13 protein-coding genes are annotated in these 13,349 nt (G+C 60.0%); 3 read left to right on the top strand and 10 right to left on the bottom strand.

The window, feature by feature from the left end; translation table 11 throughout:
- Positions 1–9: 9 nt before the first annotated feature.
- The gene (locus L904_RS03455) at positions 10–528 is read right to left on the bottom strand and encodes a hypothetical protein (RefSeq protein WP_003521054.1); all 519 of its coding nucleotides are present in this window, start codon (positions 526–528) and stop codon (positions 10–12) included.
- Between the two features lie 289 nt (positions 529–817).
- Between L904_RS03455 and L904_RS03450 the strand changes: the two genes are divergently transcribed.
- The 3 genes from L904_RS03450 to L904_RS03440 all read left to right on the top strand — a co-directional run bounded on the left by L904_RS03450 (position 818) and on the right by L904_RS03440 (position 4,223).
- A complete protein-coding gene (locus tag L904_RS03450; RefSeq protein WP_020810756.1) occupies positions 818–1,975 on the top strand; it encodes a PA0069 family radical SAM protein in 1,158 nt (385 codons plus the stop codon).
- A gap of 336 nt (positions 1,976–2,311) precedes the next feature.
- The gene (locus L904_RS03445) at positions 2,312–2,965 is read left to right on the top strand and encodes a ribonuclease HII (RefSeq protein WP_031233992.1); all 654 of its coding nucleotides are present in this window, start codon (positions 2,312–2,314) and stop codon (positions 2,963–2,965) included.
- Positions 2,966–3,047: 82 nt separating this feature from the next.
- Positions 3,048–4,223: a peptidase S41 gene (locus tag L904_RS03440; RefSeq protein WP_020810757.1), complete on the top strand. Its 1,176-nt coding sequence runs from the start codon at positions 3,048–3,050 to the stop codon at positions 4,221–4,223.
- 330 nt (positions 4,224–4,553) lie between these two features.
- Here L904_RS03440 and L904_RS03435 read toward each other — a convergent pair whose 3' ends face one another.
- The 9 genes from L904_RS03435 to L904_RS03395 all read right to left on the bottom strand — a co-directional run bounded on the left by L904_RS03435 (position 4,554) and on the right by L904_RS03395 (position 13,340).
- On the bottom strand, positions 4,554–5,039 hold the full coding sequence (locus tag L904_RS03435) for a F0F1 ATP synthase subunit B (protein ID WP_020810758.1): 486 nt from the start codon (positions 5,037–5,039) through the stop codon (positions 4,554–4,556).
- A gap of 1 nt (position 5,040) precedes the next feature.
- Positions 5,041–5,682 carry a F0F1 ATP synthase subunit B gene (locus tag L904_RS03430; protein ID WP_059760786.1) on the bottom strand — a complete coding sequence of 214 codons (642 nt, stop codon included), beginning with the start codon at positions 5,680–5,682 and terminating at the stop codon, positions 5,041–5,043.
- A 79-nt stretch (positions 5,683–5,761) separates the two neighbouring features.
- Entirely contained in the window at positions 5,762–5,989 is a 228-nt protein-coding gene (locus L904_RS03425; protein WP_003494147.1) for a F0F1 ATP synthase subunit C, read from the bottom strand.
- Between the two features lie 72 nt (positions 5,990–6,061).
- A complete protein-coding gene (locus tag L904_RS03420) occupies positions 6,062–6,811 on the bottom strand; it encodes a F0F1 ATP synthase subunit A (protein ID WP_003521045.1) in 750 nt (249 codons plus the stop codon).
- A gap of 60 nt (positions 6,812–6,871) precedes the next feature.
- Positions 6,872–7,237 (bottom strand): AtpZ/AtpI family protein, encoded by a 366-nt coding sequence (locus L904_RS03415; protein WP_035261818.1) that lies wholly within the window; start codon positions 7,235–7,237, stop codon positions 6,872–6,874.
- A gap of 270 nt (positions 7,238–7,507) precedes the next feature.
- Positions 7,508–8,671 (bottom strand): cell wall hydrolase, encoded by a 1,164-nt coding sequence (locus L904_RS03410; RefSeq protein ID WP_035261814.1) that lies wholly within the window; start codon positions 8,669–8,671, stop codon positions 7,508–7,510.
- Between the two features lie 282 nt (positions 8,672–8,953).
- Complete coding sequence (locus L904_RS03405; protein WP_020809266.1) at positions 8,954–10,873, bottom strand: potassium transporter Kup; 1,920 nt, start codon at positions 10,871–10,873, stop codon at positions 8,954–8,956.
- A 15-nt stretch (positions 10,874–10,888) separates the two neighbouring features.
- The gene (locus tag L904_RS03400) at positions 10,889–11,866 is read right to left on the bottom strand and encodes a magnesium transporter CorA family protein (RefSeq protein ID WP_003521041.1); all 978 of its coding nucleotides are present in this window, start codon (positions 11,864–11,866) and stop codon (positions 10,889–10,891) included.
- Positions 11,867–12,206: 340 nt separating this feature from the next.
- Positions 12,207–13,340 (bottom strand): Mrp/NBP35 family ATP-binding protein, encoded by a 1,134-nt coding sequence (locus L904_RS03395; RefSeq protein ID WP_020809267.1) that lies wholly within the window; start codon positions 13,338–13,340, stop codon positions 12,207–12,209.
- Positions 13,341–13,349 lie beyond the last annotated feature (9 nt).

Here is a 13,349-nt window from a genome sequence, read left to right as displayed (position 1 = left end):
CCCCCGAGGTTAGGCCGAGGCCCGCAGCGCCCAGGCAGGCACCATTTCCGCATTCAGCCGGCGCGGTTTCTGCGCGCCGACAAATTGCGTCAGGCTCATGCCCGATTTCGCAATCGACACGGCATGCTTCTTTGGCAGAAGATATCCGTGTTCCAATGGCGGAATACGCCGCAGCATACGGCTGAAGACATTGCGCCGGTGATAGCGCGAGGGCGAAAAGCGGGCCGGCTGCGCGCAGATCGCCACATATTCGAGAATCTCGTCGATCCAGCCCGCCTGCGGGCGCGCGCCCGGCTCGATCAGAAGCAGCCAGCCGCCGCGTGCGGACTTCACCACGTCTTCGATGTCCCACTGCCCATAAAAACGGCAGCCGGCGGCATCGGCGACGCGCGACGATCCATCGCGCGAACCGTGATCGAGAATCACAACATCGCTTACAAGCCCTTCCACGGCCCCGGTTACAAGCGCAGACAATGTGTGCGCCAGTTCCGGCTCGTGATCCCGGCATTCCATTATGACTGTCAACATCTGCATAGCTCTAACGCATCGCACAATAAATTGCCACTATGCTCATCGCTGTAAAATCCAAGGCTGTCCATGCCACCGACCGCACAGTCTCCAGATGTGGCCGTGCCTGTCGCGCCCACGCATCCATCTCTGGAGAACGAGCCGAATTTGCAATTTTGTTCTTGTATTGTTCTCATTCCTGATGTAGGAATTTAATCATTCGGAAGGCGGTTGAAAGCCTGCCCGGATGGAAACGGTTTAGGGCGTTGAGCGTGCCTTGAGAGGCGTGCGGCGTCCTGGGAGCATCCAGATGAGAAACCATACGCTTTCGGGGCAGGCTGCCTTCCAGCCGAGCCATATGCCGGATATTGCCAATGCGCTGGCCGATGCATCCGGCCTGCGCATCGAGATCGACCGTCGTCGCGGCCGTGGCGCCGGGCTGAACCCGGATGGACGCTTCGAGACCCTGCAGCACGAGGTTTTTGACGATGGCTGGCAGACTCTCGAGGACATGCCGGAATTCCGCACCGAAGTGCAGGTGGAAAAGCCGCGCAGCATCATCACCCGCAATGAATCGCCCGATATCCCCTTCGACCGCTCCATCAATCCCTATCGCGGCTGCGAACATGGCTGCATCTATTGTTTTGCGCGCCCTACGCACAGCTATATGGGGCTTTCAGCCGGACTGGATTTCGAAGCCAAGCTCTTCGCCAAGCCGGATGCGGCGAAGCTGCTGGAACGGGAACTGGCGAAGCCGGGCTACAAGCCGCGGGTGATCGCCATCGGCACCAATACCGATCCCTATCAGCCGATCGAGCGCGAATGGCGCATCATGCGGCAGATACTGGAAGTGCTGGCCAAGGCCGATCATCCCGTCGCCATCGTCACCAAATCGGCGCTGATCAAGCGGGATATAGACATTCTGGCGCCCATGGCCAAAAAGGGGCTCGCCAAGGTCGGTATTTCCGTCACCACGCTGGACCGGAAGCTCGCGCGCAACATGGAGCCGCGCGCCGCCACGCCGGAGAAGCGGCTGGAAGCCGTCAAGGCGCTGACCGAGGCCGGCATTCCCGTGGCCGTGATGATGGCGCCTGTCATCCCGGCACTCAACGATCATGAGATCGAGCGTATTCTCGAGGCCGGCAAGGCCGCCGGCGCCACCGAAGCGTCTTATGTGCTTTTGCGTCTGCCGCTGGAGGTGAGCCCGTTGTTCCGCGACTGGCTGCTGCGCAACTATCCGGACCGCTATCGTCATGTCATGTCGCTGGTGCGCTCCATGCGCGACGGCAAGGACTACGACGCGGAATTCGGAAAACGCATGAAGGGCGCCGGCCCCTATGCCTGGCAGATCGGCAGGCGTTTCGAGATGGCGACGAAAAGGCTCGGCCTCATCCGTCGCGGCATCCACCTGCGCGACGATCTCTTCGTGCCGCCGGGTGGAGCCGGCGTGCAATTGTCGCTGCTTTGAAAGACCGATGCTGAAAAGAACTCCGCCTGATCGACGCACCATACGGAACGTGCGGCGATATCAGGCAGAATATGACAGGGAGCGGCGGCCTCTTTTTTGGACCGGCCACGCTCCCACGAAATGCCCGGCGGGTTTTCCCTGGCCCGCCGGACATCGCCCCCGGAACCGCCGCCTCGCGTGCGATCGTTTTTCCTCCGCCGCCCCGTTGGAGGATCAAAGGTCATGATGACCTTCGGGGCACGGTGAGCCACGCCCCTTGACCCCGGCTCACCGCGCCTGTCATCGCCCGCTTCCGGGGGCTTGCAGGAGATCGGGTGTGTGTGCCAGTTTCGCCGCATGAAACGCACGGCCACACCCGATTCTCCTGCTCTTTTTGATCTTGCCGATACCGGCCCGGATTTTTCCTTCGAACTGGAAGCGAAAAAGAAGGGCCTCTGGCCCGTGGCCGGCACGGATGAGGCAGGACGGGGACCTCTGGCCGGACCGGTGGTTGCGGCAGCCGTCATTCTCGATCCGGACAATATTCCCAAGGGGATGGACGATTCCAAGAAGCTGACGAAGCAGAAGCGGGAAAGCCTGTTCGTACAGATCATGGAAACCTCGATCGTATCCGTCGCCTCTTCCGGCCCCGGCCTGATCGACAGCATGAATATCCTGCGCGCCAGCCTCGACGCCATGCGCCGCGCCGTGCTCGGTCTCGAAATCTCCCCTGCCCTCGTGCTGGCCGACGGCCGCGACCGCCCGCCCGGCATCGCCTGCGAGGCCAAAGCCGTCATCAAGGGCGATTCCCGCTCCCTCTCCATCGCCGCCGCCTCGATCATCGCCAAGGTAACCCGCGACCGGATGATGGAACGCGCGGGTGTGGTGCACACATCCTACGGTTTTGAAGGCCATGCCGGTTACGGCACGCCGGCCCACCTGCGCGCCATTGAAAGCCACGGGCCCTGCCCGCTGCACCGGATGAGCTTCAGGCCGCTGAAGCGGGATTGATGACAAGTAATGGAGTTCCAACCAGAACCTCCGCTATCGACCCGATCTGGACATCGACGAGCAACTATGCGCACCGTAAATCATGTCCCTGACGCAAGACCTCGAGAAAATTCTGGAAACTGTCCTGCCAACCGATCCCAGCTTTCGGCGGATCGAACAAGCGACGATAGACAGCTGCATTTGTGACACTCGACGATACGCTTTGGAGGGCTCCAAAGAGGCCTTTCTGTTCTCCGCGATGCGCCTGCTCGCACTTCCCGACAACGGACACACACGGCTGATCCCGAACGATTCCATCGCGGTACTCCCGCTGAGGTTTGTGAGCGTCGGGACGGTGGTACAGTTAACTGACACGGCACTGGAAACAACTGCGCCAAGAGGAGAGCTGATAGCAGTCAACGGCACACCTTTGGGCCAAATTGAAGCCGCCGCAGAGAAATTTCTGGCGGGAACGCGCCAGAGGAAACGGGTCATCGGGCCGATTCTTCTGGCATGGCCGTATGCATTGGCCCACCTCGGTTTTTCTTCAAAAGAGAATACGACTGAATATCGCGTGAAAGACGAGAATGGGCGAATAACCGATTTGAAAGTGGAGAACGGGCATACGGTTCCTGCATCGATGCTCTACCCGAGAAACGAGCATGGCAAGGCTGATCCGGCCTGGAAGCCCGAGAGATTTGTGGAGATCAAGGACTGGCAGGGGCTTGGGCTTTCAATATCATTGCCAAGTTTCTTCGATCCAGGCGAAACTGCGTTGCCGGAAGCCATCGCTGGTGCAGCGGAGCATGTAAGCACCTGCTCGAACAAAACACTCTTGATTGACGTTCGCGGAAACACGGGTGGCGACTTCCTTCAAACGATGCCCTTGATCGACGCCATCTCTGAAAACGCAGGCGGGCAGGTTGCTGTGCTTGTCGACAAATTCACGTTTTCCGCAGCGATAGTGTTTGTAGCCATCCTCAAACATCGTTTGGGACGTAGGCTCAAACTCATCGGGGAAGAAATGGGCGACGGGTTGAGTTTTTTTGCCGAGGGAGGGTTGCTCGATTTGCCGATCAGCGGAGCGGTCGTTCGATACTCATCGGCCTTTCACGACTGGGAGAACGGAACCAGCAACGAAACCACACCGGCTGAAATCGCGCAGCAAATGGTCCCGGCAGGAAAACTGAATTTGGATTGGGAATGGGTCGTAAGGTCTACCGCTGAGAATGCACAAGGCGCGTTCTACCAACAAGTTCTAAAGAGTCTGAACGATTAGACGAACGGCGGCTTAGCCCACACTGCTGACGGTCGACCCTTGGAAAATGCTCCGCCAGGTATGGAATGGCCGCCTTCGCTTTCGGCGCCATGGCAATCAGGCGACGCACACTTCATCCGTCCGCTTCTGGCGCAGAGCGGAAACGCAATCCGACATTCAGCGACAAAAACACTAAAGCCAATCACAGCCACCTCCGAGGGAGGCCTGCTGAAGCGCATGCCGCATTTCCATAGTTCAGGCTTCACCACATCCGGAACCAGCCTTACCACCTCAAACAAAAACCCCTCACGGCTCTCGCCGGAGGGGCTTTGAACAATACCGAGATAAATCTCAGTTCAGCTTCGACTTCACTTCGCCGATCGTGGCGGTGAAAAGCTTGGCCTTTGCAGCAGCGGTGGTCTTTTCGGCAATGAGCTTCTCGGAAGCGGCAATGGCGATATCCACGGCGGCGGCGCGGACGGCGCCGATGGCGTCGTCTTCGGCCTGCTTGATCTTCTGTTCCGAAAGGGCCGTGCGGCGGGCGACGAATTCTTCCGTCTTCTGCTTGGCTTCTTCCGTCAGGGCTGCGGCCTCGCGCTCGGCGGCGGCAACGATACCTGCGGCTTCCGCCTCGGCTTCCTTACGCTTGCGCTGATATTCGGCCAGCAGGTGCTGGGCCTCTTCGCGCAGGCGCTTGGCTTCGGCCAGCTCGTCCTGGATGTTCTGGGCGCGCTCGTCCAGAGACTTGGCGAGCATGCCGGGAACCTTGAGATAGGCAACCAGAACGAAGAAGAGGACGAGACCGACGAGAGCGAAAAATGATGCATCAAATGCCATATCAGGCTCCCTTCACGTTCGAAGCGGCGGCAATCGCTGCCTTGACGTCCGTGTCCTTGACCTTGGCGCCGACCAGCTGGTCGACGATTGCGGTCGCGGTTTCTTCGGCGATTGCGCCGACATCGGCGAATGCCTGTTCCTTGATGCCGGCAATGCGCTTTTCGGCGGCGGCGAGCTTTTCAGCAAGACCGGCTTCGATAGCGGCGCGGTCGGCATCGGCCTTCGCCTTTGCGGCGTCACGGGCCGCAGCGCCGATGGAGCCTGCCTTGGCGCGAGCTGCCGCGAGTTCTTTTTCATAGGTTTCGACGGCAGCGTCGGCTTCGCTTTTCAGCCGTGCCGCTTCATCGAGATCCTGTGCGATACGTCCATGACGGTTTTCGAGAATGCCGCCGACGCGCGGAACGATGACCTTCTGCATGAGCAGGTAGAAAAGGCCGAACGTGATCGCCAGCCAGAGAACCTGCGATGCATAAGTAGACTGGTCGAACGGCGGGAATACGCCGGAAGCGCCGTGTTCGGCGCCGTGCGCCACACCGGTTTCCGTGTGCGTGGCTTCCGGTTGCGGCTGGCCGACAGCCGGAGTTTCCGTATGCGTTTCACCTACGGTCGGTGCTGACTGGGCATAAGCCTCGGTCACGAACATGCTCACCTCCAGGGGGACTGCAAATGCGAAGGATCACGGCACGCCATTTGCGGGCCGTGATCCAGACCTGATGCCGATATTAAACAGCGAACAGGAGAAGGAGAGCAACGAGCAGCGAGAAGATGCCCAGAGCTTCCGTAACGGCGAAGCCGAATACCAGACGGCCGAACTGGCTGTCGGCAGCAGAGGGGTTGCGCAGTGCGCCGGACAGGTAATCACCGAAGATACGGCCGAGTGCGAGGGACGTACCAGCCATGCCGAGGCATGCGAGACCTGCGCCGATGTACTTTGCTGCTTCCGCTTCCATGTGAGACTCCTTGAGATATTGGTTGTTGCGGCTGTTTTTGACGCCCGTTGCCGGGGCCAGCGACTTTACTTCTCAGTGACCACCATGCACGGCGTCGTTCAGGTACATGCAAGTCAGTACCGCGAAGACATAAGCCTGCAGGAAGGCAACGAGAAATTCGAGAGCGGTCATGGCGACCGTCATAATGAGAGGCAGGACAGCACCGCCGACACCGAGCGCGCCGAGCGCACTCATGGAGGCGACGAAGCCTGCGAAAACCTTGAGCGTGATGTGGCCGGCCAGCATGTTCGCAAAAAGACGAACCGAAAGGCTGATCGGGCGCGACAGGAACGAGATCATTTCAATCGACGCCACAAGCGGCAAAAGCGCCTTGGGCACGCCCGAGGGGGCGAAGATGCCGAAGAAATGCAGGCCATGCTTCCAGAAACCGTAAACCAGGACCGTGCCGATGACGAGGCAGGCGAGCGCGAAGGTGACGATGATCTGGCTGGTGACCGTGAAGAAATACGGGAACATGCCGAGAAGATTGGCCGTCAGCACGAACATGAACAGCGAGAATACGAAGGGGAAGAACACCATGCCCTTCTTGCCGGCGCCTTCGCGCAGCATGGAGGCGATGAATTCATAGGACATTTCAGCGACGGACTGCATGCGGGTCGGGATCAGACCGCGGTTCGACGTTGCGAAATAAAGGAAACCGGAAGCGGCAGCCACGGTCGCGACCATGAAGAGCGACGCATTGGTGAAGGAAAAATCGACGCCGCCAATTTCGATCGGAATGATCGGCTGCACCAAGAACTGATGGGTCGGATCGTTTGCCACCGGCTGCCCTCTTTACCTGTCGCCGCCTGTCGCGGCATCTCAACTGCAAGAAAAAACAGCTTAAACGCCGCCTTTTCCACCCTCGTCTCGCCTGTCCGCCTTCTCCAGCAGCGGCGGCTTGGCCACCGCGCCCGTCGAGCGCAACACATTCAATACGCCTGCGCAGAAACCGAGAAGAAGAAGAACGATCATCCCCCACGGCGTCGTGCCGGCAAAATAGTCCAGAAGATAACCCAGCATAGCGCCGACCACGATGGCCGAAATGAACTCCGATGAGAGCTTAACCGCCATCGCAAAGCCCTTCCGGCTTTCCGCAGCATTGGTCTCCGCCCTCACTTCCGCCTCATCCTCCGCCTTCACCTTCGCCAACTCGTCAGCAAGGCGCTTGCGGCGCTCGTCCAGACTATCGTCACGGTTGCCAGTCATCTTAAAATCCCACCCATTTTCTCCGTTCCAGCCATGCCAGAACCCTTTGGAGTTGTAAACGGTGACGGATTAAGCCTGTTCCAGCCCGCTCTGAAGTCGCGCGCAACATAGTTTTAGGGGCTTCTCTAGTCAAGGCACTGGCGACGGTTGTTGCAGCACAAATTAATCATGCAAAAACAACAGCTTGACCTCAAATCGCCGTTTGACCGCGATGTTTCGCAAAGGAATCGGCATTTTTGACACGCAAAATGCGACAAATCGGCGGTGGTATCAGCTCCAGCCGCCACCATAGGTACGGTAAAAGACGTGCAATCCGATTCTGCCGACCTTCTTCATCGTGCGGCCCCAGGCGGGACGCACATAAACGGCGTGATAATGGGTTGCCGAACCCACTTCCTTCATCCAGATTTTGCCGGCGGTGGTGGCCATGGCCACTTCGCGCGCCATTTTCCAGTGGCGTTCGGAATTCACCCGGTCCTTGATATTGTCGCAGGCGAAGGAAAACTGGCAGCGGTTACGCCAGTCCTTGTTCTGATAGACGACGCCGCAGATGGTTTTCGGATAGGCGGGATTGCGCACGCGATTGAGAATGACCTGCGCCACCGCCGCCTGCCCCTTCACCGATTCTCCGCGCGCCTCGAAATAGATGCCGGAGGCGAGGCATTGCTGTTCGGCTGCGGAAAACACGGTGGCGGGCAGCGGGGTGGCTGCCCAAGCGTGGTCGTCCTCGGCGATCTGCGGCACGAAACGGCCGGCCTCGGGCTTTTTGAGAATGGCGTCGAAGGGCGACTCGCGGGCGAAATCCGGTTCGGCCGGCGCATAGGCCGTGGCGAGAATATCCGGCGTGCGATTGGTGATGAGCTCGGCCAGCATCGGCGAGACGCTTCTGTCCGCCTTCTTTTCCTCACGACGGAAATAGAAGGAGGCAAGTTCCACGTCCTTGCCGCGCTTCGGCTTGACGAAAGCGGTGCGGTCCTTGCGCTTCAGCGGCTCGATATCCAGCATGCTGGTGCGTTGCAGGACGGAACCGGCGGTGAAGGCTTTGGGCGGCTGCATGATTTCAGTGGCGACGATACGGCCCTTCTTGGCGGCGCGATTGACGCGCTCGCTGTCGGGCGTCGTTGCCTCGCCCTTCTTGTTGGTGACGAAGGCGACCTTGCTGCCATTGGGCAGGGTCATGCCGCCGCCCTGCAGCGCCGCCTCCCCTGCGGCATCGTTGAAGGTGAGCGAGGCATTGTGCACCGAGCCCGCCGGAGAGGCCGTCAGCACCATGCGCCATTGCTCGCCGCCATTATCAAGACCGGCCAGAAGCGAGGCCAGATCCGCGCGCGCAGCGAGGGAGGGAAAAACGAGCCAGGCGGCAAGGCCGAAGACGACGGGCGAGGTCCATTTTGACGCCCACCCCTGAAGGGACACGGGGGACCGACGACGCATTACTCTTTTCGAACGCAAAACCAGCACTCCGAACACCGACAACCATATTTGCTACAGGTGTTCGAGAATCTCTTATTAACCTTGATGCTTGGTTAACGCCGCGCGCGGACGCGGCTTCACGTTAATGTGTAACCATCCTCTAATGCCGTGGCGTGGAGTCGCGTTCGCATGTGCCGATCATAACTGTCCCGCAGGGCATCTCCACATCCGTCATTCCGGCCCAAGGCCGGTATGACGGAAAGAAGGAGACCGCCCAGCTAAATTGAGGGCAAGCCCACGTCGTCAGACGACGACGTGCGAACCCAGTTCCACCACGCGGTTGGCCGGCAGGCGGAAATAATCGGACGGATCGGCGGCGGTTTCGGCCAGCGCGATGAACAGGCGGTTCTGCCAGCCCGGCATGCCCGATTTCGGATCCGGCACCAGCTTGCGGCGGCCGAGATAAAACGAGGTCGACATGATGTCGAACTTGTAGCCGGTGCGCCGGAGATAACCCAGCGCCTGGGTGACGTTCTGGGTTTCCATGAAGCCGAAATGCAGTTCGACCACGACAAAGCGCTCACTCATCTTCGTCAGCGTATAACGATCTGCGGGATGAACGCGGGGCTGGTCTTCGGTGCGGATCGTCAGGATGACGTTCTTGTCGTGAAGGACGTGGTTATGCTTGAGATTGTGCAGCAGTGCGGCCGGGGCCGCCTCCGGATCGCCGGTGAGGAAGATGGCCGTGCCGGGCACGCGCACCGGCGCATGGGCGCTTTCCTTTTCCACCGAGGCGATGAAAGCCTTCAGCGGCACATCGATACGGCGGGTCTTGGCGAAGAGGATTCTCGAACCGCGCTGCCAGGTGGTCATGATGACGGTGAAGGCGATTGCCAGCAGCACCGGCACATAACCGCCATCGTGAATCTTCAGGAGGTTCGCACCGAGGAAGATCAGCTCCAGCGCCAGAAGCGGGGCCAGAACGGCAATGGCCAGCCAGACCGACCATTGCCAGCGCTTGCGCACGAATTCGAAGAACATCAGGCTGGTGACGACCATCGCGCCGGTGACGGAAATACCGTAGGCGGTGGCCAGCGCATCCGAACTCTTGAAGGTGAGCACCAGCGCCACGACGCCGAACAGCAGGATGGTGTTGACGGCCGGCAGGTAAATCTGCCCGGTATTGGTTTCCGAGGTGAAGAGGATTTCCATGCGCGGCAGATAGCCGAGATGGATCGCCTGACGCACGAGCGAAAACGCGCCTGTTATGACCGCCTGGCTGGCGATGATGGTGGCGGCGGTCGCCAGAATGACGGCCGGCAGGATCGCCCATTGCGGGAACATCAGGTAGAAGGGATTGGACATTGCCGCCGGGTCTTTCAGCACCAGCGCGCCCTGCCCGAGATAATTCAGCGTCAATGCCGGGAAAACCAGACAGAACCACGCCCACTGGATGGGACGGCGGCCGAAATGGCCGAGATCGGCGTAAAGCGCTTCCGCCCCGGTGATCGTCAGGAAAACCGCGCCAAGCACAACGATGCCGTAGAAGCCTTCACTGGCCAGAAACTCCACCGCATGCCACGGGTTGAAGGCGAAGAGGATGCTGAAATCATCGGCGATATGAAGGAGACCGGCCAGACCCATGACGATGAACCAGACGGCAGTGATCGGTCCGAAGAATTTCGCCACCGTGCCCGTGCCGTGGGACTGGATGGCAAAAAGGCCGATGAGAATGCCGACTGAGATCGGGATGATGAAGGCGTCCATTTCCGGCGTGACGAGCTTCAGGCCCTCCACCGCCGAAAGCACCGAAAGCGCCGGGGTAATCATGGCATCGCCCAGAAACAGCGCCGCGCCGATGAGGCCGAGCACGATGAGAACGCCGCGATGGGTGCCCGCCGTTTTCATCAGCAGCGCCAGCAGCGACAGCGTGCCACCTTCGCCGTCATTGTCGGCGCGCAGCAGCAGGGTAATGTATTTGAAGGTGACGATGATGGTCAAAGACCAGATCATCAGCGATGTGAGGCCGATGACTTCTTCCTGCGTCACGCCGTCATAGGCGATGGGCCGCAGGGCCTCGCGGAAGGCGTAGAGCGGGCTGGTGCCGATATCGCCATAGACGACGCCGATGGAACCAAGGATCGCGGCATAAAGCCCCTTGTTCTTGTGCTCGTCATCCGCATCCGGTTTCTCGGCAACATCCTTGTCAGCGATCTGGGACATGATGATCCTGGCTCCTCAGAGCCAGCCCTTCCAACGAAAAAAGAGAAACGGGATGATGGCGGACATCAGCATGACGATGAGCGCGAGTGGGTAACCGAATGTCCAGTTCAACTCCGGCATGAGCTGAAAGTTCATTCCATAAACAGAGGCCACCAGCGTCGGCGGCAGGAACACCACCGAAGCGATGGAGAAAATCTTGATGATGCTGTTCTGCTCGATGTTGATGATACCAAGCGAGGCATCCAGCAGGAAGGTCAGATTGCCGGAAACGAAGGAGGCATGTTCGTTCAGCGATTGAATATCGCGGCCGATCGACTTGCCCTGCTCCCGCGCGCCCTTGTCTTCGCGCACCTGATCGCTGGTGGACAGAAAGGTCTGAAGGCGCGCCAGAGATGCAAGGCTCACGCGGACCTTCGATATAAGCCGGTGATAGGCGGCGATGTTGCCGAGGCGGTCTTCGAGATAGCGCGGCGCCTTGCGTTTGGAACGAGCCTGGCTGCCGAGAATGTCGGCGGCGAGATTGTCGATCCCCGTAACCGAGTTTTCGAGAATTTCCGCCGTGCGGTCGACGATGGTTTCCAGCAGCTTCAGGAGCAGCGCCGCGCCGCTGCGCATCTCGTGCGGAACGCGGGTGATGGCGGCAATGAAGAGATGGAAAGATTTCGGCTCGGCGTAACGGATCGTCACCAGACGCTTGCCGGCAAGGATGAAGGCGACGTCTGTGAGACGGGGATCGTCCGAATCCGCCTTCCACACCAGGGAGGCGGTCATGAAGACATTGCCGTCTTCCATATAAAGCCGGCTGGAGGGTTCGATATCCTTCAGATCTTCGCGGGTGGGCAGATCGAGCCCCAGCAGCTTTTCCACATGCTGCTCTTCCGCCCTGTCCGGATTGACGAGATCGATCCAGACGATGTCGTCGGGAATCTGTCCGGAGCCGTCGTCTGACGACAGGCTGATCGCCTCGCAATTGGCGCGATAGGCTTTTATCAATCCGTTTCTCCGCTCCACATTGCAGGCTTCAGCCGCAATGCTGCTTAACATATCCTGTTTGCGCTCGGCAAACCCTTGGACGACACTTCAGGGAACGCCGGAACGAGCGGGATTTTCACAATCTCGCCAGCCCGATGGACCAAGAGCCAAACGGCGCAGGCGTATGCGCCCAAAGCGAGATGCAATCAAGCAATATTTTTTCTCGACAGCATTGCAGGTGAAGCATTTCTGCAGTTCAAACCCGGAAAGCCTGCTGGATACTGGCGATTAATCTTCTGTTTTCAAAGGATTATTCAAAGCGGGCAGACACCTGCCCGATTTTCCGTCCATGATTGCCGCGCTATTCGAAAACGATCTTCGGCGCCGCTTTTCTCTCGCCCGCACCGATGCGCGCCCAGACTTTTTCGGCAATATCGCGATAGATCGCGGCCTGCGGGCCATCGGGCTCGGCGGCGACGACCGGCGTTCCGGCGTCCGACATTTCGCGGATGGAGATGGTGAGCGGCACTTCGCCGAGGAAGGGCACGCCGATCCTTTCAGCCTCCGCCTTCGCGCCGCCATGGCCGAAAATATCGTAGCGCGCGCCGGTATCGGGCGCGATGAAATAGCTCATATTCTCGATGACGCCGAGGAGTGGAACCTCCACCTTGCGGAACATGGTGATGCCCTTGCGTGCGTCGATCAGCGCCAGATCCTGCGGCGTGGAAACGATGACGGCGCCGGCGAGCGGCACCTGCTGGGCGATGGTAAGCTGCGCATCGCCCGTGCCGGGCGGCATGTCCAGCACCAGCACATCCAGTTCGCCCCAGGCCACTTCGCGCAGCATCTGCATCAGGGCGGACTGCACCATCGGCCCGCGCCAGATCATCGCGGCTTCCTCATCCACCAGAAAGCCCATGGACATGACCTTCAGCCCGTAGTTTTCCATGGGAAGGATGATGCGGTCTTCCTGCTGCTGCGGGCGGCCGGAAATTTTCAGCAGTCGCGGCAGCGAAGGGCCGTAAATATCGGCATCGAGCATGCCGACCTTAAGGCCGAGCGACTGGAGGCCGAGCGCCAGATTGACCGCGGTGGTCGACTTGCCCACCCCGCCCTTGCCCGAGGCGACAGCGATGATTGCCCGCACACCCGGAACGCCCACCTTCGACGAGCCGGGCTGTTGGGCCGGCCGGCCGGTTGCGGCGGCGCGGCGCGCGGCGGGTGCGGGTTGCTGCTGGCCGGGCTTGCGGTCGGCCGTCAGTGCCACGACCGCGCCGACGATACCTTCTACGCTTTTGGCCGCCTGTTCGGCGGCAAGCCGCAACGGCTCCATCTCCGCAGCCTTGTCGGCCGGGACAGTGATCGAGAAGTAGGCCTTCGCATCGGCGATGAAGATTTCCGAGACCATGCCGAGTGCGACGATGCTCTTGCCGCTGCCGGGATAGATCACCGCTTCCAGCGCCTTTTCCACCTGGCTTCTGCTGACCTCTGCCATATTCCTGCT

It is taken from the genome of Agrobacterium sp. LY4 (assembly GCF_001526585.1).
GTDB lineage: Bacteria > Pseudomonadota > Alphaproteobacteria > Rhizobiales > Rhizobiaceae > Agrobacterium > Agrobacterium leguminum.
This window is presented reverse-complemented; position numbering and strand designations above follow the sequence as displayed.